Annotated in this window: 22 protein-coding genes; 12 read left to right on the forward strand and 10 right to left on the reverse strand. The window is 42.1% G+C overall.

Going from position 1 to position 22,734, the window contains the following annotated elements:
• Positions 1 to 616: 616 nt before the first annotated feature.
• Complete coding sequence (locus RG963_RS03995) at positions 617 to 838, forward strand: histone family protein (protein WP_255420828.1); 222 nt, start codon at positions 617 to 619, stop codon at positions 836 to 838.
• 112 nt (positions 839 to 950) lie between these two features.
• Here RG963_RS03995 and RG963_RS04000 read toward each other — a convergent pair whose 3' ends face one another.
• The 4 genes from RG963_RS04000 to thpR all read right to left on the reverse strand — a co-directional run bounded on the left by RG963_RS04000 (position 951) and on the right by thpR (position 4,211).
• Complete coding sequence (locus tag RG963_RS04000) at positions 951 to 1,184, reverse strand: 4Fe-4S binding protein (protein ID WP_310575019.1); 234 nt, start codon at positions 1,182 to 1,184, stop codon at positions 951 to 953.
• A 200-nt stretch (positions 1,185 to 1,384) separates the two neighbouring features.
• Positions 1,385 to 1,897 (reverse strand): COG2426 family protein, encoded by a 513-nt coding sequence (locus RG963_RS04005; RefSeq protein ID WP_310574989.1) that lies wholly within the window; start codon positions 1,895 to 1,897, stop codon positions 1,385 to 1,387.
• Between the two features lie 303 nt (positions 1,898 to 2,200).
• A complete protein-coding gene (locus RG963_RS04010) occupies positions 2,201 to 3,190 on the reverse strand; it encodes a replication factor C small subunit (RefSeq protein WP_310575020.1) in 990 nt (329 codons plus the stop codon).
• Positions 3,191 to 3,665: 475 nt separating this feature from the next.
• Positions 3,666 to 4,211: an RNA 2',3'-cyclic phosphodiesterase gene (thpR, locus tag RG963_RS04015; protein ID WP_310574990.1), complete on the reverse strand. Its 546-nt coding sequence runs from the start codon at positions 4,209 to 4,211 to the stop codon at positions 3,666 to 3,668.
• A gap of 438 nt (positions 4,212 to 4,649) precedes the next feature.
• Between thpR and RG963_RS04020 the strand changes: the two genes are divergently transcribed.
• Positions 4,650 to 5,525, forward strand: coding sequence for a DNA integrity scanning protein DisA nucleotide-binding domain protein (locus RG963_RS04020; protein ID WP_310574991.1), 876 nt, complete (start codon positions 4,650 to 4,652; stop codon positions 5,523 to 5,525).
• A gap of 175 nt (positions 5,526 to 5,700) precedes the next feature.
• Positions 5,701 to 6,420, forward strand: a complete 720-nt coding sequence (locus RG963_RS04025) for a DUF1614 domain-containing protein (RefSeq protein WP_310574992.1) — start codon at positions 5,701 to 5,703, stop codon at positions 6,418 to 6,420.
• A 222-nt stretch (positions 6,421 to 6,642) separates the two neighbouring features.
• Here RG963_RS04025 and RG963_RS04030 read toward each other — a convergent pair whose 3' ends face one another.
• The 3 genes from RG963_RS04030 to rqcH all read right to left on the reverse strand — a co-directional run bounded on the left by RG963_RS04030 (position 6,643) and on the right by rqcH (position 13,017).
• Complete coding sequence (locus RG963_RS04030; RefSeq protein ID WP_310574993.1) at positions 6,643 to 8,859, reverse strand: S-layer protein domain-containing protein; 2,217 nt, start codon at positions 8,857 to 8,859, stop codon at positions 6,643 to 6,645.
• Between the two features lie 641 nt (positions 8,860 to 9,500).
• On the reverse strand, positions 9,501 to 10,553 hold the full coding sequence (locus RG963_RS04035; RefSeq protein ID WP_310574994.1) for an mRNA surveillance protein pelota: 1,053 nt from the start codon (positions 10,551 to 10,553) through the stop codon (positions 9,501 to 9,503).
• A gap of 46 nt (positions 10,554 to 10,599) precedes the next feature.
• On the reverse strand, positions 10,600 to 13,017 hold the full coding sequence (gene rqcH / locus RG963_RS04040; RefSeq protein ID WP_310574995.1) for a ribosome rescue protein RqcH: 2,418 nt from the start codon (positions 13,015 to 13,017) through the stop codon (positions 10,600 to 10,602).
• A 64-nt stretch (positions 13,018 to 13,081) separates the two neighbouring features.
• On the opposite strand from rqcH, the gene RG963_RS04045 reads away from it, so the two are divergent.
• Positions 13,082 to 13,303 (forward strand): hypothetical protein, encoded by a 222-nt coding sequence (locus RG963_RS04045; protein WP_310574996.1) that lies wholly within the window; start codon positions 13,082 to 13,084, stop codon positions 13,301 to 13,303.
• Here the strand turns inward: RG963_RS04045 and RG963_RS04050 are convergent.
• The 3 genes from RG963_RS04050 to RG963_RS04060 all read right to left on the reverse strand — a co-directional run bounded on the left by RG963_RS04050 (position 13,274) and on the right by RG963_RS04060 (position 16,393).
• Positions 13,274 to 14,968, reverse strand: coding sequence for an SUMF1/EgtB/PvdO family nonheme iron enzyme (locus RG963_RS04050; RefSeq protein ID WP_310574997.1), 1,695 nt, complete (start codon positions 14,966 to 14,968; stop codon positions 13,274 to 13,276). The genes RG963_RS04045 and RG963_RS04050 overlap by 30 nt on opposite strands.
• A gap of 17 nt (positions 14,969 to 14,985) precedes the next feature.
• Complete coding sequence (locus RG963_RS04055) at positions 14,986 to 15,414, reverse strand: hypothetical protein (RefSeq protein WP_310574998.1); 429 nt, start codon at positions 15,412 to 15,414, stop codon at positions 14,986 to 14,988.
• A 163-nt stretch (positions 15,415 to 15,577) separates the two neighbouring features.
• Entirely contained in the window at positions 15,578 to 16,393 is an 816-nt protein-coding gene (locus RG963_RS04060; RefSeq protein WP_310575000.1) for a formylglycine-generating enzyme family protein, read from the reverse strand.
• Between the two features lie 285 nt (positions 16,394 to 16,678).
• On the opposite strand from RG963_RS04060, the gene priS reads away from it, so the two are divergent.
• The 8 genes from priS (at position 16,679) to RG963_RS04100 (ending at position 22,694) form a co-directional block, all read left to right on the forward strand.
• Positions 16,679 to 17,923: a DNA primase catalytic subunit PriS gene (priS, locus tag RG963_RS04065; protein WP_310575001.1), complete on the forward strand. Its 1,245-nt coding sequence runs from the start codon at positions 16,679 to 16,681 to the stop codon at positions 17,921 to 17,923.
• On the forward strand, positions 17,889 to 18,596 hold the full coding sequence (locus RG963_RS04070) for a DNA replication complex subunit Gins51 (protein WP_310575002.1): 708 nt from the start codon (positions 17,889 to 17,891) through the stop codon (positions 18,594 to 18,596). Before priS ends, RG963_RS04070 begins: the two co-directional genes overlap by 35 nt.
• Positions 18,597 to 18,988: 392 nt before the next feature.
• Complete coding sequence (locus RG963_RS04075; RefSeq protein WP_310575003.1) at positions 18,989 to 19,267, forward strand: 50S ribosomal protein L44e; 279 nt, start codon at positions 18,989 to 18,991, stop codon at positions 19,265 to 19,267.
• 6 nt (positions 19,268 to 19,273) lie between these two features.
• Entirely contained in the window at positions 19,274 to 19,462 is a 189-nt protein-coding gene (locus RG963_RS04080; RefSeq protein WP_011020692.1) for a 30S ribosomal protein S27e, read from the forward strand.
• 72 nt (positions 19,463 to 19,534) lie between these two features.
• Positions 19,535 to 20,341, forward strand: a complete 807-nt coding sequence (locus RG963_RS04085; RefSeq protein WP_310575006.1) for a translation initiation factor IF-2 subunit alpha — start codon at positions 19,535 to 19,537, stop codon at positions 20,339 to 20,341.
• A gap of 6 nt (positions 20,342 to 20,347) precedes the next feature.
• Positions 20,348 to 20,503, forward strand: coding sequence for an RNA-protein complex protein Nop10 (locus RG963_RS04090; RefSeq protein ID WP_310575007.1), 156 nt, complete (start codon positions 20,348 to 20,350; stop codon positions 20,501 to 20,503).
• A 9-nt stretch (positions 20,504 to 20,512) separates the two neighbouring features.
• Positions 20,513 to 21,283 carry a proteasome assembly chaperone family protein gene (locus tag RG963_RS04095; protein WP_310575008.1) on the forward strand — a complete coding sequence of 257 codons (771 nt, stop codon included), beginning with the start codon at positions 20,513 to 20,515 and terminating at the stop codon, positions 21,281 to 21,283.
• 64 nt (positions 21,284 to 21,347) lie between these two features.
• Entirely contained in the window at positions 21,348 to 22,694 is a 1,347-nt protein-coding gene (locus tag RG963_RS04100) for a TIGR00375 family protein (RefSeq protein WP_310575009.1), read from the forward strand.
• Positions 22,695 to 22,734 lie beyond the last annotated feature (40 nt).

Consider the following 22,734-nt stretch of genomic DNA (forward strand, 5'->3'; position numbering starts at 1 on the left):
CGAAAAAGAGATTTACATTTAACCCCTTCCAAATTTAGAAACCTTGTAAAGCAAGAACCAGCCGAAAAATTCACTCAAAACTCTATAATCACCGAAAAATAAGGAAAAATGCGAAAAACAGGAAAAAATAACTGTAATTTTGTAAGATTGTAACCTTGAAAAATTAGTCCGCTTGAACTAAAAGAAACTAGAGCGAAAAAACCAAACATTATAAATTAATCCTCTCAAGCGCAACGAGAAGGACCCCGTGCTGTTGCGATTACATCGCAACTCCCAGAAAATATTCGATTTCCTGTGATCCCGAAGTACAATTAGGTGGAGAAGTTCATTGCTTTAAACCATAAAATTAGTCCTCTCGAGCGTAGCGAGAAGGACCGCGTACTCCCGAGGCGCAATTCGGGTGGCGCAACTCGGGCGAGGCGCAAGGCAGGGAAAACTTCTTATAAAATTATTCATAAACAAAAAAAGAAATAAGTAGTTGAGAAGTGAATAAAGGAACAAAAAGGCATTAAAAGCGAAATAAGAAGTAAAAGACTCCAATATAAGCAAAGGTATTTATAGAATCTAATTACAAAATCAAGGATTAAAAGGAATACATATTAGCAACAAAAGTAGATTGGAGGATAATATGGCAAAAGTGATACCATTCGCACCAATTGAGCGTCTAATAAGAACTGCAGGTGCTCATAGAGTAAGTGAAAGTGCTGGAATGGCCCTTACGGAAATTCTGGAAGAATACGGACTTGAAATTTCCAGAGAAGCAATAAAACTTGCAGAGCATGCAGGCAGAAAAACCGTAAAAGCTGAAGACATAAAATTAGCAAAAGAGATGCTGTAAGTTAAAGCCGGAAACCCCTGAAAATATAGTTTCCAGTGAGATCTGCTTTAAGGTAGATAATAAAAATAAAATGCTGAGAAACAGCATTTCCTCATTTTTACTTTAATATTAGTTATGAGGTTGCGGATTCAAGCCCCAATACAGTGAGAGATTCCACAGGGCAAATCTTTGAGCAGATTCCACAGCGGATGCAGGCTTCGTCACTGATAATTGTAGCTCTGTCTACGATCCGAATTGCCAGTTCAACGGTATCAGGATAAAAATCGTCACTCTTCATCAGTTTTGTATTCACAGAGCAAACGGAATAACAGATTCCACACCCAACGCACTTTTTGGACTGTACTATTTTTTGTTTTTCTAACCTGCCTTTGCTATAAAATCACCTCGAAAATTCCAGAAAACTGCCAGACAACGCGAGTAAACCGCAAGAAGCTGTAAAAACAGGAGCTGACCAAAAAAATATAATAATAAAATTAGATTTGTTCTGTTAAAAAATATTTGATATCTTTTAAAATATATGAGGATTTTGAAGAACCTCACAGGAAGTTAAACTCCGAAAACCAGATCAACGAGACCTATACCTGTGACAGTAAGGACGGTTACTAGAATTCCTGCCATCATAACCCCTGCAGCAATCGCAGGAAACGAGTGCTTGAACTTCACCCCGAACACAAATGCTGCTGCGCAACCTGACCAGGCCCCTGTAGCCGGCAGGGGTATGGCTACGAAGATCGCCAGAGCAAGGAGTCCATATTTTTCAAAACTTTCGGTATTGTTTTGGCGGGTCCTTGAAAAGAGCCAGATGAAAAAGGTATCAAATATCCGGTAGCGTCTGAGATAATTCGAGACCGGTTCAAGGAAGAGCAGAAGGGGAATCACAGGAAGAAGATTCCCAAGCACTGAGAAGAAAAAGGCCTCGAAAGGCCCCATTCCATAGATACCCATGGCAACAGGAATTGCCCCTCTCAGTTCCGAGACGGGAAGAGCTCCCAGAATAAGGACTGCAATCCAGTGGGGAACAGACCCTAACATTTCTATTAATAATGTTTCAACAGACATAGTAATCAGGATTTATTAATTCCATATGTTCTTGGTTTAATATTCTTAATATTCTTAATATTCTTAATATTCTTTGTTTAATATTCTTTGTTTAATATTCTTAGTTTAAGATTCTTGGGTTAATATTCTTTGTTTAATATTCTTAGTTTAAGATTCTTGGGTTAATATTCTTAGTTTAAGATTCTTGGGTTAATATTCTTAGTTTAAAAAAAAGGTCAGATTCGATACCCTTCAACCTTTCTTCAGAGACCTGGCTTGTAGAGATTCATTCTCGATTCATTTGAACTTAAGATTCACTCGAACTCAATCTGCGTTAGAAAGTACAAAATGCGCTAGCAAGGCTTCGAGCTGAATCTTTTCGCTGGCTCCTTCAGTGAGCCTGAAATCGATTTCCCCGATTATATCTACCAGTTCGACTATGCGCTTTTCAGAAAGCCCGAGGTCCAGAACTATCCGATTGTCCATACTGGATATCGCCCTGTAAATCTGCCCGATTATATCCTCACCGGAGAGCCCCTCTTCATAGAGCAGCCTGTTGAGTTCCTTTCTGGCAGCCCTGAAATTCCCAAGCAGGGCAGTTTCTACCAGGCTTATAATGTCTTCAGGGTTTGCGGTTGAAGTAGTCCTGTAAATGGTTTCCCTGGATATAGGTTTTTCCGGATCTATGAAGGCAGCAGCCTGAAGAGAATTCACTGCCTTCCTCATATCTCCCTGGGCCACGTAAATAAGAGCTTCATACCCATCTTCAGTGATGGATAAAACCTGATCTTTAGCTATGTATTCAAGGCGTTTTTTGATAGCCTCATCGGAAAGACGTCTGAACCTGTAGACTGCACAACGGGACTGGATAGGCTCGATAATCTTGGAAGAATAGTTGCAGGAAAGAATAAAACGGCAATTGCTGCTAAAGCGTTCCATAGTCCTTCTGAGTGCAGATTGAGCATCCGGCGTCAGTGCATCAGCTTCATCCAGGAAGATAATCTTGAATCCGGCTCCTCCTATGGGGGCAGTTTTTGCAAAGTTTTTAATTTTTGTCCGGACAACATCGATACCCCTCTCATCCGATGCGTTGAGTTCGGTAAAATTTTCACGCCAGAGGGCTTCCCCGAAAATCTCCCTTGCAATAGAAACTGCAGAGGCCGTTTTCCCGACACCCGGAGGCCCGGAAAAGAGGAGATGGGGGAGGTTTTTCGTTGCAACATAGGACTTCAGGCGTTCGATGGCTTCATCCTGCCCTATCACCTGTTCCAGCCTGACAGGCCTGTATTTTTCGATCCAGATCTCTTCTTTAATCGTTTAGTCCTCCATTAATGCTTGCACCTTAATTAGAGAAGATAATATTTAAACTTTCGAATGTTTGCGATTTTTGCTGCATATCGACTGCATTTCGAAGAGCGATGATTCTGCGGAATTACAGCCAGGATACGAACGTATAGGAAGCAAGGAATAAAAGAATAACATAGCTTAAAAATTATAGAGATTATGATTTTAAAAGTCAACGAGTAATACACCTCTCACTTCCGCACTTCTAAACAGAAAAAAGTATGGAAAAATCGACACATTTTCCTTGTCTGCGGAGGGCTTTCAGGCCAGAAAAGTTCGGGAGCGTCGTCCAGCTGATCTCCGGTGCACTTTGGAATTCCCGAAAAAGACGACGATTTCCCTACTGTGACTCCCCTACTATACAAACGTTCCTCGGAAAGGAGAAAACCGTATGAGCCGGTTCCAGAGGAATAACCTGTCTGGAAGCATGGAAAATTAAAAAGGCTTAACCCATGTACACAGTATGCAGGGTTTCATAGATGGGACCTTCTGAATTCAGTGTGCTTTTCATTAAAACCACTTTATCTACCCACATGCTACCAAGTTCTACATCTTTTAACTCTTTAAGTATATTTATGAAAGCGTTTTTCTGATCTTTATTGAGGAATTTCACCCTGGCAAGAGTGGCATGGGCAGTAAATTCCCTGTTATCTTTTTCGAATTTGAAAGGCTTCAGTAAATTCTCTACATCGTCATGCAACGCCCAGAAATTTCCGGCTGCGCCCAGCCAGAGAACTTTAGGGTTTGCAGGCTTGGGAAAAACCCCAAGTCCCCCGACTCTCGCTTCGAAAGGCTCGCATGTAATGGAATCGAGAGCTGCGGAAAGCGCTGGAATCGTTGATTCATCCACATCCCCCAGGAACTTCAAAGTTATGTGAACGAGTTCAGGGTCAACAAACTTCAGATCAAAATCAGAGAATCTATCTTGAAGCTCCCGGATCTTCTCCGTAAAACCGGGATCTAACTCCAATGCTATAAATGTCCTGATCAAAGCTTTCACCAATCTTAATTGAAAAAAGAACCAGAAAAATCTTCCTGTGAACTTTTTCTTAGAAAAGGTGAATTCGAATATTGTTTTAGGAGGAATTGTAAACCTGCCTGAAGATGCTATTAGAAAAAAGAGGTGAGGAGAAAGAAGTGCAAAAAGGCGAGAAGGGGAAAAGAAGAAGAGATCAAAGCAACCACAGGGCAATTATAATATATAAGATATAACAGTACAGAAGAGTAAACAAGCTTAAGTATTTATGTAGTTGTCTTTAATGTTAACCTGGGAAAAACAACGTAAACCAGAGAAAAAAACATTAAGTTAAAAAAATAATAACACTAATTTGAGAAAAATAATGTTAGTTCGAAGAAATAATATTAACTTCAAAAACAAAAAGCAGAACCGCAAATAGATTGCCAAAAGAATAAAAAAGCGGTGGATCATATGGATAGAGCACGTATAATTGCAGAAACGGCAGCCCGGATTTCCATGGAAGTTGATGCTGCCGCAATTATGGTTTCCGGGGAACTAAATTTTGAAGGGATCGAAACGGGGGGGATTCCGGTCTACTACATTTCCATGCGCCCGAAAAGCATAATAGACCATCTGGTCGCCACAGGAAAAGATGGAAAGAACCCTCTAAAGGAGCTTAGCGACCAGATCAGCCAGCAAGCCGCAGGCAATGCTGACCACCTGCAGCAGGCTGCAGCTATAGAGTACGTGCTTGGAGAACAAAAAGGCGGGATTATCGTAGGCGTGATTGAAACCCGCGGTTCCAGTTCGATTATCGTACATAATCTCGACGAAAACCCCATTGTAAAGGCCGTAAAGGAGTGTCAGGAGAGGATAAAACCGGAAGTAATGAGTGCAATTATGAAAATTTCTTTTGACATTGCCCTAACAGGAAGGGAAGGACAAAAAATAGGAACTGCCTTTATTATAGGAGATTCCGAAGAGGTCCTGAAACGCTCTCACCAAATAATCCTTAATCCTTATGCAGGCCATGATGAAATTTACCGGAATGTCCTTGACAAGAGAAACTGGGAGTCCATAAAAGAATTTGCCCAGCTTGATGGAGTTTTTGTGGTAGATGAATCAGGCATTATTCATGCAGCGGGGCGCTACCTTGATGTTGATGGGAAAAACGTAGATATCGAAAAGGGACTGGGGGGCAGGCATGTTTCAGCAGCCGCAATCAGCAGAGATACGGTTGCGATCGCAGTTACTATATCAGAGTCGGGTGGAGTTCTCAGGATATATAAAGATGCGAAAGAAATAATCTGCATGGAATGCATGAGGCCTGCAATAAGATACATCTAAAATAAGATACATCTGAACATGATAATAAAAAATTTAATCGCACTGCAGAAATGTTTAATTGCAGACTGTTAAAGACCGGATATTTTCAATAAAGTATAGAGATAAAAAATACAGAGGTTCATAAAGAAAATATATTTCTCAATGTGCAGAGAAATTAAGAAAGTAGGGTGAGTTCATGAGAAGGCAACTTTTTTACATTCCTTTTAGCCTTACATTCCTTCTTCTTTTAATTCTTATTCTAATCTTCGGACTTGGTTTTCTCTTTTTTGGAGTTATTATTTCCGCCTTTATGAAAATTGGCTTCTCTACAGGGGATGCACTCCTTATTCTGGTACTGTCCCTTGTCGGAAGCAGCATCAATATTCCTGTGGCAACCCTGAAGTCCGAAATTCCGGTAGTTAGAGATAACTATGTCCGTGTTTTTGGCGTTTCTTACAGGGTCCCAATCCGGCGCATGACAAGAAACGAAACAACAATTGCCGTCAATGTAGGAGGAGCAATCATCCCTGTCCTGATTTCAGCCTATCTCCTTATAAAATTCCCTTCATCTCTCCTTCTTGCAGGGGCTGGGGTCTTAATAGTTACACTCATAACCTATTCCATAGCGAGGCCAATTCGAGGGCTAGGAATCGCGACGCCTGCATTGGTTCCACCACTTACGGCTGCCCTTGCTGCGATCCTGCTGACTTCGGTTTTTCAAATTCCGGACTGCCCGATTGACCAGTGCCGCGTTGTCACTGCCTATGTAGGAGGAGTGCTCGGAACATTAATAGGAGCCGACCTCCTTAACCTGAGAAAAATCAGGAACCTGGGAGCTCCGATTGCAAGTATAGGGGGAGCAGGAACGTTTGACGGAATATTTTTAAGTGGGTTTATTGCCCTTCTCCTGATTTAACAACGAATCAGTTAACAGAGATCAGAAAGCAGTCATAAGGTTAAAAATGTAAAGAGAATTAACTGAAAATACGCACATGATATTCTTCGAATAACATGTCCAAATAAATGAAAGCACTTGAAAGCGCTTTCATGCCAGGAAAAAGGAAGAGAAAAGTGAAGAGAAAAAAGGGGGATTTAAAGTGACCACCCTTTTTTAATTAGAATTTTCAAGATAATTCTCTTAACCCCTCCTTTTTAGAAAAGTCTGACAAAGAGTTATTCCGAAAACTCCTGCAAGCACCTCGAAACCAGAAGTTTTTGCGGGAGTTTCTATTCCGGCTTTTTCCTCAGGAAGACTACTGCTACCATCTTTTAAATCGTTAGGCTTACTCTCGATAAGAGGAGCAGAGTGTGTAGAGGATACAGACTCATTCGAGACATTTTCAGAATTATTGATGCCTGAAACAGCTTTATCCTCTACAGTAACATCGGTTGCTGGATAGATAATATACCCTTCCGGAGAAGTGCTGCCCTTTCCCTCATCTGAGGTCTGGAAATACCAGGAATCGGTGAAATAAGTCTTTTTATCCTTATCAAGATTCAGAGTGATAGATTTTGAATTTTTCAGGACGATCTCACTTTCTGAAGATTCCTTTACTTCAAAACCCTGATATTCGTCTCCATTTTTGATAAGCATCACATTATCTTTATCAATGAGCCAGGTATACTTAAAGACTGCAAAGGAATCAGCAGCACTTGTGAATACAGTATCTACATAAGTGATAAAGTAAAGCTGGTCTTTTTTATCTCCGAAATCCGCAGTTGCAGTAAAGGTTTTATCAGTAACATTTCCATTTGTATTTACAATTCCTGACTCGAGTTCTTCCCCATTTTTATATAGTGCAAACCATACCTTTTCGCCTTCAACGTCAACCTGGTTAACTACCAGAGAATAATTACTCCCAAGATCCCAGGAATCTCCGGCCTTTAATGTTTTTTTCTCGCTGGAAGTCTGAGAAACTACAAGGTTTGCAAGCTGGGTGGAGTCGTTTCCAACGGTAACATACGGTTTTCCAAACCAGGGGAGCTTATAGTAGAACATCCCACCAAGCTTCTCAGGAGTTGTATTGGCGTTCAGTTCAAGGTCGGAAACAAGTTCATATTTGGAGGAAAACGGACGGGTAGTATACACAAGTTCTTCTTCGCCTATCACATGGTTTCCGGGGTTGCTATTTCCGAGTTCATTCTGGCCATCTTTTTCGACATACTGAAGGCGTTCACCCCACCAGTTTTCAGAAGCTACAAAATCCTTGTGTTTATTTACAGGGTAGTTAAAGCCACCAAAAGTGGTCGCATTCCAGCTAAAACCGTTAGATAAGGTTTCATTGGTGTCAAAAGGAAAACCTCTCAAAGTGTAATTTCCAGGGCTACTAAGCTCTTTTGCAGGGTAGATAATATAGCCTTGAGGAGAAGTGCTGCCCTTACCTTCATCTGAGGTCTGGAAATACCAGGAATCGGTGAAATAAGTCTTTTTATCCTTATCAAGATTCAGAGTGATAGATTTTGAATTTTTCAGGACGATCTCACTTTCTGAAGATTCCTTTACTTCAAAACCCTGATATTCGTCTCCGTTCTTGATAAGCATCACGTCATCTTTGTCAATGAGCCAGGTATACTTAAAGACTGCAAAGGAATCAGCAGCACTTGTGAATACAGTATCTACGTAAGTGATAAAGTAAAGCTGGTCTTTTTTATCTCCGAAATCCGCAGTTGCAGTAAAGGTTTTATCAGTAACATTTCCATTTGTATTTACAATTCCTGACTCGAGTTCTTCCCCATTTTTATATAGTGCAAACCATACCTTTTCGCCTTCAACGTCAACCTGGTTAACTACCAGAGAATAATTACTCCCAAGATCCCAGGAATCTCCGGCCTTTAATGTTTTTTTCTCGCTGGAAGTCTGAGAAACTACAAGGTTTGCAAGCTGGGTAGAATCGTTTCCAACGGTAACATATGTTTTTCCAAACAAGGGAAGCTTATAGTAGAACATCCCACCAAGCTTCTCAGGAGTTGTATTGGCGTTCAGTTCAAGGTCGGAAACAAGTTCATATTTGGAGGAAAACGGACGGGTAGTATACACAAGTTCTTCTTCGCCTATCACATGGTTTCCAGGGTTGCTATTTCCGAGTTCATTCTGGCCATCTTTTTCGACATACTGAAGGCGTTCACCCCACCAGTTTTCAGAAGCTACAAAATCCTTGTGTTTATTTACAGGGTAGTTAAAGCCGCCAAAAGTGGTCGCATTCCAGCTAAAACCGTCAGATAAGGTTTCATTGGTGTCAAAAGGAAATCCAGAGATAACTGGAGCCGGAGCTGCAAAACCCAAAGGGGCAAGCATCAAACAAACTATAAATGAAACAAAAAGTGAAAACAAAGTTCTTTGGATATTGGGTTTCATAATGTATTATCACTCTTTTTCTTTTGTTATCAACATTTAAACACAATAAGCAAGAAAATATCAATAAATAGTGTTATATATTTTATAAAAAGTAACAACAAATAAATCTAAGTAGTTAATAAATTTTACTAATTAAACCTAAAAATAAGAGTAATAACAAACGAAATAACAAACGAAATAACAAACGAAATAACAAATGAAAAATCAAATTGCACGCTGCCATTCTACCCCAAACAGGCTGTCTGACAATTCAAGTAAAAGGCAAAAATGCGTAAAAACCCGACTTTGACATCGTATGTTAATTTATGCAGTATTTTCATACAAAAAACACGTTGCATTGACGTATTACAGTTCGGCAAAATTATATATGTCAAAAATCAATAACCATATAATACAAATTTGAACTGTATGAATAAAACAGAAGCATGAAGCCCATTTATACATTAAAAAATGTATGCTTCTGTCAAAGTAGGGTAAAAAATAAGGAGGTTAAAGCCTTTAAATTGTAAAAAAGGAATTTAAGTAATACTGAAAGTAATTGTATGACGACCTTTGAAGGTCAGAGTATTCGTGACCCCCGCGCTCCGATGTAATAAACAGATAAGAGCCTGGAGCTGAAGGACACACAGGCTCAGATATAATTAGCCCCTCACTTTGAAACGGAGGAGAGCCGCAATTCCACCCAATTTATGAAGCTTTTCTCCGGGCTCAAAAGTAGTGCTGAAAACAACAACTTTTCCCTGGGCCTGTTCGACTTCCATGAGAAGTTTGTTGACATCTTCCCCTTTTTCGCGCCCTTCCCTCAGGGTTTCGTCAGCAATAAGCAGGGTTTCGACAGCGCCGTACCCAAGAGCATTTTTAACATCTGCAAAACCATAGGCAGCTTTGCCGTCCATTGAGATTTCCCGGATAAGGTCTTCCATAAGGGCTGATTCGCGGGCTATGCGGGATTCCTGCATGATCCTGTCGACTGCGCCTCTGCGGAGAACTTCCTGAAAACCGGACATTCCGATCATGGATGTATCTTCGGTCAGGGCTTTTGAAGCCATAGCAGGCTCAGTTTCATGGAAATACTTCAAGAAATCATCTTTGGTAAATCCTGGCCCTGCAATAACTATAGATGCGTCTTCAGGAACCGCGTGCCTGAGCTGTTCAACAATTTCCCTGAAAAACTCGTTTCTTAAGCTCGTTTCCCGTTTTCCTGAAGACTGCCGGATATGGGAATAAATCTCTATCCCATAATGGTGAACAAAGCCGATATCTGCATCACCTTCTTCCACTGCAACCATAACGACCTTCGGGCGCTTCGAAGCCTCTTCGGCATCCAGAATCCGCTGGAGCTGGTCATTCTTCCAGTGCTCTTTGATAATGGAAAGATTAGTCCCGATTTCGATATTGAAGGTGTGATAGGAGCTCACGTCCATTCCTTGCTCGATCATGCCATGTATTCTCAGCCTGTTTGCAAACTTGTGAAACTCCATTTCATCAACCCTTATCCCAAGCCTGACCTTTACTTTCTCAACCTTCTCAGGGCGAATTTTGTCACTTGCTGTATCAGCCTTTCGCTTGGTAACCGCAAAAACAAGGTCGCCTTTTTCAATTATATATTTCAGATGCCAGAGGTCGTCGAGGGTTTCGGCTGTTACTGCAATTTCCCCTTCCCTTCCCTTAAGGGAACGGTTTGTAACTCTCATACCTTTTCCACTCCACTCATTTCGATCTCCTCTTCACTTCCTTTTCTCATTCCTCTTCAAGTCCCCCTTTAATATCTTCTTCGACTTTTTCTCCGGCTTCCTCTCCGAATTCCTCTCCGAATTCCTCTTCAATTTCTTCCCCGATGTCTTCAGGTTCACCTTCTACTTCAGGAGTTCCGTATTCTTTTCCTTCAGGCTCGGTTCTCTGTCCCTTCCTTTCCGGCTTCTGTCTCTTTAAGTCCGATTCTCCGGGAGGGATCATCATGGCAACCAGGTCAGGGGATGCAATCTGTTTTACGAAACGGGGATCATTGAGTTCGTCCGCATAAATCCTATATATTTTTTTCGAAATGTCATTCTGGTTAAAAGTACCGGGAACCACTTCCAGAATATAATCTCCCTGTTTCCGGACAGCAGATACGGGCCCGCCTATTACCCTTGTTTCGCCTTTGAGTTCAAGCCCGACTGCAATGCCAAGAGGCACGTCCTTGAAGTAATTACGTTCTCCACGAATGATAAAAGCCCCTTTCTTCACATATTCTCCGGATTCCGGGGTTTTTGTGACCTGCTCGGCTTTGACCCAGTAGCAGTCCCCGCTGAAATGCCCGGCTTTCCAGAGGCTGGAATAAGAAACTGAAAACTGTGCAGCCTCCTGCAGAGTAGATTCGGGAACCTCTTCTCCGCCTGTCTTGATAACCGTAAGGGGAGCACCAGGCGTCTGGGTGTGGAAGACGATATCTCTCTTTTCCATGTATTTTTTGAAAACTTCCTCATTGGTATCTACATCCCTGCCGCCCACAACCAGGAAACCGTCTGAGGACACGAACCATCTGAACCTGTCGTACCAGTGCTTTTTCCGGGAAGCCAGCAGTTTTCTCCCTGCCTTTGCAGCCTTCGATGCGGCCTTTTTCACCATAGCCTTTTTGGTATCTTCGATAGCTTTGAGCGCGCCTTCCCTCTTTTTGCTGAATTTTTTGACCTTTTCATAATATTCCTGAGCGTTCTGAGGCACTGTCTTCCTGATGTCAAGGTTGACGCTCTTCCCGTCAAGCTCCACAGTTACAGTCCCGGTTTTCTGGTCAATATTTGTAATATTTTGCGCAGCAGGCATGGTTTTTTTTGCCTGTTTCAGGATAGAGCGGATCTCGTCCCAGGAGTAACCCTTTGCTCTTGCACCGTTGAGTACGGAAAAAAGCTCTTCGATAAGCTGGTAATTTGCATAAACAATTTCTGCAATTGTATTGTTCTTCTCAATTTCTTTTTCAAACTTCGCAAGGCTCTCTTCCTGCTGGAGAAGCCGCCGTTCGAAGACCCCAAGGTTTTTCTCTTTTTTCTCAGCTTCTTTTACCTCTGCAACCTGTTCCAGAGCCTTTTTCCCGAAAAACTCATCAAGTGCAGTATTAAATGAGTCGAAATATTCTTTTTCAAATCCTGAGTAGCGAATAAGGTCAAAAGGCAGCACATCGAAAGTTTCTATCTTTCCGTTAATTTCTTTTTTCACGTGCTGGGGTTTGAGTTTAGGAGCTTCGGCTTCAACTCCAATTTGGGGTTCAATTTCGGCTTCAATTCCAGCCTGTGGTTCAATTTCAACTTCAGATTCAACCTCAGCTTCGGGTTCAATTTCAACTTCAGGTTCAACCTTAACCTCAGGTTCAATTTCAGCCTCAGGTTCAACCTTAACCTCAGGTTCAATTTCAGCCTCAAGTTCAACTCCAGGTTCTGTTTGTTCCCCTCTCTTACCTGCCATCCTCCCACTGAAGAGCGGAGAAAAGAGTTCCTGCATAGCGCTGCAGAGTCCGGAAGCGTCTTCTTCGGTTGCTTCCTTTGCAGACTTTGATTTATCAATTCCTGCCCTGGCACAAACTTCTTCTGCCAGAACTCCCCCCAGATTGAATCTTGTGGCAATCGTCCGGACAATATCAGCCGTAGATCTGGAAAAAGCCTCCATAAGGTCAGAAACCTTAGCCTCTACCGGACTCATCTGTGCCACTGGCAACTCGTAAATTTCTCCACTCCGAAGCCGCCTGTCCTTCAGAGTCACAGGATTCATGGGCAGGATAATCTTGTTTTCCGAATCAACAATAAGCAAGTTTCCCCGAGCAAAAAGCTCCACAATAAGAGTATTTCTGACTCCTGCCCTCTCGATCCCGATTTTCACGATCCTGTCAAAGTCGTGCTGCTCTACAGACATGATCCTGCCCCCAGACAGGTATTTTCTAAGCAGCATTGGAAAAGCCTGCGGAAGCGTGGGGCTTACCCTGAAGTTTTTACTTAGATGGATGCGCTTCCCAACCTCAATAACCAGGTTGTCCCTGCCATGGTGATAAACGTAAAGGTTGATGCGGATCTCCCCACTGGCTGGCTGGTAGATCTTCCCTACCTTCGCATCAATAATGGATTTAGGACCCGCTGACAGCTCGGCAACGACTGCAGCAACGTCGGCACTTGACATATCCTGTTTCATGAAGTGGATATAAGAGAGGATTCATGTATAAGTGTTACTGTAGAATTCTTTTTACAGTAGAGTTATGCCTCCCGAATTTCGCTTCGGGAGCACGAAGTCCTTTTCGCTTCGCTCAAGAGGACTTATTGATGGAGATAGTTTTAGTAGAAGTTTTGAAAGGGATTGGAAGGAAAAGAAATCGGAAATTTCGTCTTCGACCTATCTTGTCCCGCACCTTCGGTGCGGCTTTTCCGCAAGGACGGAAAAAGAAAAAAGTTTAGAGTTCCCTCAAGAGGCGAAAGCCTAAGTAGTCATTGCAGTTCCTGGGGCCGACTCTGTCGCGAGAAGCTGAACGACAGTCCCGAGCACTGCGGATCCAGCTACCGCCCCTATATACTAGGTACGAGCCATCTCCATCTTCCCAGGCACTACCATCAGAAAGAGCTCCAGTATAGCCACCATGCCATCTGTCCTGAACCCATTCCCAGACATTCCCATGCATATCATAAAGACCCCAAGGATTAGGTTTCTTCTGGCCAACTGGATGAGTTTCAGAACCTGAATTTTTATCGTACCACGCATATTCATTAAGCTTTGACTCATCATCACCGAAGGAATACCTTGTATTTGTTCCGGCTCGGCAGGAATATTCCCATTCAGCTTCTGATGGTAAACGATATTTATCAGCGCCTTCCTTTTCATTCAGTTTTTTAACAAATTCTTGAACATCTTCCCACGAAACACTTTCTACAGGCCGTTCTTCACCTTTGAAGCTTGAAGGAGTATTTCCCGTAACCTTCTCCCACTGTTTTTGAGTGACTGGATATTTACCCATATAAAAAGAGTTTTTAATTATTACTCTGTGAACCGGTTTCTCTTGACCATTATCTTCCGAACCCATCATGAACTCGCCTGCGGGGATCAGTAAGAATTCCATATTTGTAGAAGAGCTGGTGAAGGTTTTAGGGATTTCTTGTTCCCGATACTTTTCCAGAACATACGATTTTTCAATATCTTCATTTTCTAAGTAGCATTGAACAGTATGAATATACGTCTTAACACTCATTCTGCCGGCCAGAAGATCCTCCAGAGAATTTTTTATTTCTCCATCGATTTCTGTTAATTCCTCTGGTTTTTCATAGGAATCAACAAGAACATTCATGGAGATGTCATAAATAGTAGCTGGAAGTTCTTTTCGGATATTTTTTACCAATTTGTTTTTATTTCTTATGAATTCCTTCTCTTTAACTTTCAAGGGATTCTTTGCGATTAGAATTTTTCCTTCTACCTGGGTTTTCATAACGGGAGACTGAGAACATCTTTTTGCCGTTTTTTTGCGGGCATATTCATACAAATCATTTATGTATATGAAACCGTCTTCATCCTCGTCTGCGCTGCCATTTTCCAGACCTTCCAGCAAGTATTTAGTAAAAACTCCGTGTTTGAGTTCTGTATCTTCCTTTGCTTTCGGTGATCCTATCAGACCTGTAGATGTAAGAATAACAGTACCTGATCCAGAGGAGTAATTAGAAAGTGCTTCTTCTAAGTCGTCTCCTTTTATTCCGGCAACACCACTATAGCAGCAATCAAGAACGATAATAACTGATTTAAGCGACGGATATCTCATGCACCTGTTGATGTAATCAAAATTTAATGATGTTGCCAGAGGACAATCTTCTTTAGCGTCCTTGAATAGCAAACGCAGTCCATTATCCAGATGTTTTTTTCCATGACCGGAAAAATAAATGAAAACAAGGTCGTCATGATTTGCGTTTTTCAATATTTTTTCAATTTTGATCCTTGCATCTATAAAGGTACTGTCTATTGATTCTTCAACTTCATCAAATCCACAAATATCTTTATTCAGCAGGACTTCCTTCATCGAAAGAGCATCAGCTACTGCAAAACGTAATTCCTTTTTTGAATCAGGATAATTATTTCCAATAACAAGCCCGATTCTCTTGCCAGTCATGATGCTAACACATGATATTATTCATTAGAATTCATGAAACGACTCAGACCTTCACAGATTGATAGCTGCGGGTTTTCTTCAAAAAATTTAGATACTTTTGTAAGAGGCAATTTTGAAATTTTAACCGTACTTCCGTCAGGGTATTTTAATTCAATTTCAGCAGTTGGCCTGTACTCAAGCCATGTCTTCATCGCATCAAGGATTATAGTAGCGAAAACTTCTCCTGTTATACCGAAAACTGCAAGTGTGCTAAAAATAGTTGATAAGTCAGTTCGCTCCCCTTCAGAGCACTTAAGTTTTAAAGGTTCTATCCAACCATCAGGTATACTCCTGCAAATTGAACTGTATAACTGGCAGCACTGTTCCTGCCAGTATTCCGAAGAATATTCAACACCGCCAGATTTCAATATGAGAGAAAAATTAAATTTATCAGGAAATCCTTGCATTTTGCCACCAGTTATTCCACAATTAAAAACTTAGATTTTCTTTAGGGAATATATGGTTTGCTATTTACATTCATAAAGAAGTAACATTTTTACAAAAATAAAATTGTCCCGAAATATTTAGGATAACTGGCTATCTGAAAATTATTTGCAAAAAATAAGAAGGTTACAGTTCTCTCAAGAGGCGAAAGCCCAGGTTGCCGAAACGGCTTTCGGCTTCGCGCTTGAAACGGCCAGCTGAACGACAAAATAGAACAGTGCAGTACCAGCTGCCCCCACGAGAAACCCGATCTGAACTGTCTTCATCTTTCCACACGATTCCATTTGAAGGAGACCCATTGTAATTTTCATGCCATTCGTCTTGTACCCATTCCCAGACATTCCCATGCATATCGTAAAGGCCCCAGGGGTTTGGTTTTTTCTGGCTAATTGGGTGAGTCTTACTACCTGAGTTTTCAGCGTACCAGGCATATTCATTAAGCTTTGACTCATCATCACCAAAAAAATACCTTGTTTGCGTACCAGCCCTGCAGGCATACTCCCATTCAGCTTCTGAAGGTAAGCGGTATTTATCAGTGCTTTCTTCTGAATTCAGTTTTTTAACAAATTCTTGAACATCTTCCCAGGACATCATCTCAGCAGGCCGATCTTCACCCTTGAAGTGTGAAGGGTTATTTCCCATAATCTTCTTCCATTGTTTTTGCGTGACAGACGATTTACCCAGGTAAAAAGAGTTTTTAATTGTTACTTTATGGACCGGGTATTCGCAATCTAATCTGTCCTTCTCTTCAGGACGTGAACCCATTTCAAATTCACCGGCTGGGATCAGTACAAATTCCATGCCTGTAGAAGGACTGGAAAAGGTTTCATGATTTTCCGGGTTTCCAGAGTTTGCCAGAACAGATGAGCTCTCAATCTCTTCTTTTTTCAGGTATTCTCTAACTGTATTAATATAATTTTTAAGATTAGTTTTGCTTTCCACAAGGCCCACCCACTAAAGTTTATTATTACTATATCATGCTCTATAATTCTATAGCATTTATTGTAGTTCATGTTAAAAATTAAATCTTACTGCCATAGAACATCTTGGACCAAAAACAGCTATGCAACCCATCATACTAAAAAGAATTTATCTAAACCCGGATTGACTGTTAAACTATTTTAAAAAAACTCATATAACCAAAAGTAAAATATGAGTTAATTTATCTTAGAAAACCCCTAACTAAATCCTAACAAAAAGATCCAAAACCCGGAAAAACCTAGAACCATGGACAGTAGAACCGCCCGTTTTCTAAAATCCCGCTTTCAGAATTATTACAAAAATGCCGAAATTGGTCTCCCTGACCACCTGCCTAACAGAGAGTGGGCTTTTATCTTCTATGACGATATGCCTGAAAAGATGATGCATAGGCACAAATCTTTCGGCTCGTCAGGCGAGGCTCTTGATTATCTTTATGGCATGTCTCCTGCCCATGTTTACAATTCTACGGCTTATTATGAATATCCTGATGCAAAGAAGATGAATGAAAAGAACTGGCTTGGGGCAGAGCTGATTTTCGACCTTGATGCAGACCACCTGCCAAATGCCCCTAAAAATTATTCGGATATGCTTGAGCTTGTAAAAAAGGAGACTTTCAAGCTCATGGATTTTCTTTTAGACGATTTCGGATTTTTAGAACAGGAAGTTGAGCTGGTGTTTTCCGGGGGGAGAGGGTACCACTTCCACGTTACGAGTCCGAAAGTCCTGACGCTTGGGAGTGCTGAGAGAAGGGAAATTGTGAATTATGTCAGCGGGAAAGATCTCGATTTCAAATATTTTTTCAGGGAAGTTGCAATGGATGGGGAATTCGGGACAGGGTCGAAGACTTTCAAAGGGATAAAGAATGTGCCAATGAAGTGTACGCTTGCAGGATATGATTCCGGATGGGGAAAGAGGATTGCACTTTACCTTACGGATTACATGAAAGCCGAATGCGGAAAGAGATACAAGAAGGATATGTTCCCTGAACTCCGCAGGCATGAGAAGGTTGGGGATACTACAATAAAAAAGTTGATCAATATTACAAGTAGCGAAAATGGTTTAAAGGACATCCTGGAGAGAGGAAGGCTGGACTTTGATGTCAGAAACTTTAAGGATATTGCTGCCTATTTTATGCGTGAATCAGTTGAGGATTTTCTGCACAGATTCGGAGCCAGCGTTGATGAACCTGTAACTGCGGACATCAAACGGTTGATCCGGGTGCCGGGCTCCTTGCATGGCGGATCCGGGATGCTTGTAAAGAAACTTGCTTTATCCGAACTAGAGAAATTTGATCCGCTTAACGATGCCGTCGTCTTTGATGAAAGGTCGGTAAAAATAACAGTTTCAAAGCCTTTTTCGGTGCAGATGAAGGGCAAGGATTTAAAAATAGAAGAGGGTATACAGGAAGTTCCTGAGTATGCGGCCGTGTATTTGATTTGTAGAGGTGTTGCGGAGTATGGACATAGAAGAAATCAGCCAAATCCTGTATAAGGAACAGAACCAAAAATTGAAGGCAATTCAGGCTGATTTTTACCTGGAAGCTGAGAAATATCTCCGGCAGCTTGAAGAGGATATTGGAAAAATCAATAACTCCCGTTCTCCTGAATTCAAGATGCTTCATGACGAGCATGAGGGAGCGCTTTCTGCCCTTGAAACTATCTTTATGAAAAGGATCGGGAAGGTTATTACCATGGCAACTTTTCAATCTCATGCAGACAAACCCATTGCAAAAGATATTGAAAAGCTGCTTCCTGTAGAAAAAAGGCTTTATGACCTTGTACTGCAGGGAATTGAGACCGCAAAAATAGAACTTCTAGGCCCTATTCTGTACCCTGATTCCGAAAAGATTGCAATCTGGCCTGAAATAGAAAGGGGAAGGCAGATTTCTGCCAGTGTCAGGGAAGAAAAGGAGACCGGAAAGAAGATCCCCAGAACTGCAGCCGGAAATGAAACAGGGAAAGGGCCAGACAAAAATGATATAAATGAAGAATACGTTGTTGTTCGGATGCTGAAGGATCTGCCTACTTTCACAGGTGCAGACGGCCGAAATTATACAGTCAGTGCCGAAGAAGTCGTTGTTTTGCCGCAACTCAACGCAGCAGGGCTGATAAAGCGAAATGCAGCTAAAATGATTGCCGGACAGGAAAAGGCCGGAAAAGATTAATTTCCTGAGATTTACAGCTTATTTTAGCTTGAAAAAAGGAAGGCATCCAGTTTGAAAATCTTGAAAATGTTAAGTTCAGGCATGAAGGCAGGAAAGTCTCTCAGGCAATAGTATGAGTATTTATATGTGTAGCTATATCTGTGTAGCTTAACCTTGTTAGCATGCTCTGACCTCGTCATCGATAAAGGACTGCCAATCGCAATATCGAGACGAATAGAGGTTGGAAAATTTTCAAGTTTATCTAATCAAAGGCTTCCAAAATAAGATCTTCCCAGGATCAAAACGCCAAACATAAACGTCATGTCTATATTAAATAACTAATTACAATGCCTTTCCGCGAAAGCCGGAGAAGGCGAGCTACAATACCAATAATCATTAAAAAGGTGTAAAGAATGAAAATTCCAAAGCGGTTCAGAACTTACTGCCCGTTCTGCAAGACCCATAGCGAACACGTAGTCGAAAGGGTCAAGAAGGGTCAGGCTTCATCCATGACCCACATTGCAAGGCAGAAGAAGAGACAACAAGGTATAGGAAACAGCGGAAAGTTCTCCAAGGTGCCTGGTGGCGACAAACCCACAAAACGTATATCACTCAGATACCGCTGTACAGTATGTAAGAAAGCTCACCAGAGACCCTGTTTCAGAGCAAAGAAGTTCGAGTTCAAGGAGTAAGATAAAATGGTAGACTATACCCAGAGGCCAAAAAGCAGGTTCCTGCGCGTAAAGTGCAACGACTGCGAAAACGAACAGATTATATTCGGAAGCGCTAGCCGTAAAATTACCTGCGTTGTCTGTGGAAGGACCCTTGCCGAACCTACCGGTGGAAAATCGACAATTACAACTCACATTCTGGAAGTGCTTGAATAACCGGACCGGTAAAAGTACTTTACAAAATAAGAGTGAAAATTAATAAAAGACAAAATTTGAGAAGTGGTGCGAATGGGAAACGATAACTGGCCCGAAGTCGGAGAATTTGTTGTATGTACTGTAAAGAACGTAACGGATTTCGGAGCCTATGTCGAGCTTGAGGAATTCGGAGCAAGGGAAGGTTTCATCCATATCTCCGAAATTAAAGCAGGCTGGGTCAAATACGTCAGGGACTACGTAAGGGAAGGGCAGAAAATAGTCTGCAAGGTTCTGAACGTGGACCCTTCCCGCGGCCACATCGACCTTTCATTGAAAGACGTGAACGAACACCAGCGGCGGGCTAAAATCCAGGAATGGAAAAATGAGCAAAAAGCCGCCAAATGGCTCCAGTTCGTGGCTGAAGAAACCAAGACCGATGAAAGTAATATTCAAACTCTGCATGAAAGGCTCGTAGAAGAGTTCGGAAGTGCATATGCCGCTTTTGAAGAAGCTGCTATTGAAGGGGAAAAAGCCTTTAAAGGACTCAAAGTCAATAAGAAAGACTTAAAGAGTATAATAAAAATAGCAGGAGAAAATATCAAACTGCCCTTCGTAGACATAGCGGGATATGTGGACTTGACCTGCAACCTTCCAAACGGCATAGAGATTATAAAGCAAGCACTCAGTGCTGCAAACTCTATCAGTGATGTGGATGGAAAAGATGTCAGGCTCGAAGTGAGTTACACAGGGGCTCCAAGATACAGGATCAAAGTAATAGCCCCGGATTACAAGAAAGCCGAATCAGTCCTTAAAAAATCCGCTCAGATAGCAGTCGATACCATTTCAAAGCTTGGCGGACACGGGATTTTCAAGCGGCATATCGAATCAACAAAGGCGTGATACCCTTTGGGACAAAAGATCCGCAAATGCAAAAATTGCGGCAGGTACACTTTAAGGGAATTTTGTCCGGTCTGTGGAGGAGAAGCGTTCTCCGCACATCCGGCCCGCTTTTCTCCTAAGGACCCTTACGGTAGGTACCGCAGACTGGCAAAGAAAGGATAAGGAATTGTTATGCAGCAAAGTACACTTGTCCGCTTGAAAGAAGGATTTGAGCTCAATAAACCCATACTGGTAGTCGGACTTCCAGGGGTAGGGCTCGTAGGCAAGCTAGTGGCAGAGCACCTGGTAGATGAACTTGAGGCAGAAAAAATTATGGAGGTTTATTCTCCGCATTTTCCACCTCAGGTGCTGGTCAATAAAGACTGCACTGTCCGTCCGGTAAGCAACATAATATACTACGGGAAAGCAAACGGGAATGATATCCTTTTCCTTGTGGGAGACCACCAGAGCACTACCTCGCAGGGACATTACGAACTCTGTTCTCTTTACCTTGACATTGCAGAGGAATTTGGAGTACCCAGGATCTATACGCTCGGAGGTTATCCCACAGGCAAACTGACCTCCGAAGAAACAGTCCTCGGGGTTGCCAATAATACGAAATTGATTGAAGAGATCAAGGAATATGGGATAGAATTCAGGGAATCCGAACCCAACGGGGGGATCGTAGGAGCCTCTGGTCTGCTTGTAGCATTCAGCGGGATGCGGGGCATTGATGCTGCCTGTCTTATGGGTATGACACCCGGATATCTTATGGATCCTAAGAGTGCCCAGTTTCTTCTAAAGGTGTTATGTAAAATGTTAGGGATCGAAGTAAACACCGACTCCCTTAAGAAAAAAGCCGAGGAAATGGAAAACATTCTGGAAAAGCTAAAAGAGAAAGAAGAGCAGCAGACCCTCCCGGAAATCAAACCTACTGAAGAAGACCTGCGCTACATAGGCTGAGACAGCATATATAACTGAAAAAATCAGGAACTAAAATTTAGAGCCTCTGATAAAAGGGAAGGGAATGAAAGTCAATACAGACCTCCATCTCCATTCAAAGTACTCCATGGCATCTTCCAGAAAGATGGAATTGCCGACAATTGCCAGGGAGGCTTCAAAAAAAGGGATGGAACTGCTAGGTACTGCAGACTGCACTCATCCGAAGTGGCTCGAAGAAATCAAGAAAGCATCGGTTTCGGATGAAGAAATCCGCATCGAAGACATTTATTTTATCCCTACTACCGAGATAGAAGACAGCAAACGCGTACATCACCTTCTCATTTTACCTTCAATTTCAAAAGCTGAAGAACTGGTAGAACGTATTGCTCCTTTCGGCAACCTTGAAGCCGATGGCCGTCCCAGTGTCAGGTTGGACGGCAATGAAATTGCAGAAATTGCAAAAGACCTTGGAGCACTTATCGGCCCTTGCCATGCCTTTACTCCCTGGACAGCACTTTACGGCTACCATAACAGCCTGAAAAGCTGCTATGGAGATATGACAGATTACATTTCGTTCCTAGAGCTTGGCCTGAGTGCGGACAGCGATTATGCAGATAGAATCGAAGAGCTGCACCGCCTGACTTTTCTTTCAAACTCCGACGCCCATTCCCCTTCGACCAACAAACTGGCAAGGGAATTCACGCAGTTTGAGGTTCCTGAGATTACCTTTGACGGCCTGAAAAAAGCTATTCTGAGAGAACAGGGATACAGAGCTACTCTGAATGTGGGGTTTTTTCCTGAAGAAGGCAAATACAACAGGTCAGCCTGTATTAAGTGTTTTACTCAGTATGCGTTGCCTGAAGCTGTTGAGAATAAATGGCGCTGCCCGATATGTGGAGGCATTATAAAGAAAGGGGTTTTGGACCGCATTAACGAACTTGCAGATTTTAAAGAATCCAGACACCCTGATCACCGTCCCCCTTATCTTCACCTGATTCCTCTTGCAGAGATAATCCAGATGGCTCTCGGCCACGCAAGCGTCCAGACAAAAGGTGTGCAAACTGCCTGGAATAAGCTTGTAGAACGCTTTGGAAACGAGGTTGAAGCCCTTATATATTCAGAACCGGAAGTTCTTAAAATAGTGGACGATGACAGGATAGTAAACGCGATCCTGGCCTTCAGGAAAGGCAATGTTATAATCCACCCTGGCGGAGGGGGACAGTATGGCTGGCTGGAGCTGCCTGAAAACCTGAAAGTGGTAAACCCCCGATACAATGGACAGATTTCGTTTGCAGACCTTGAAAAGATAAAACCAGAGAAAAAAAGTAAACCCGAAAAAAAAAGTAATGAAAAGCCTCGAAAAGAGACAGACGAAACAGAAAAAGAAGAACCAGATAATAATGCAGGCCAGAGTTCACTTTTTGATTTTTAAGGTATAGATCCCGCTGATAATAAGATATATAAGAGAGAAA

This window comes from Methanosarcina baikalica (assembly GCF_031461075.1).
Lineage (GTDB): Archaea > Halobacteriota > Methanosarcinia > Methanosarcinales > Methanosarcinaceae > Methanosarcina > Methanosarcina baikalica.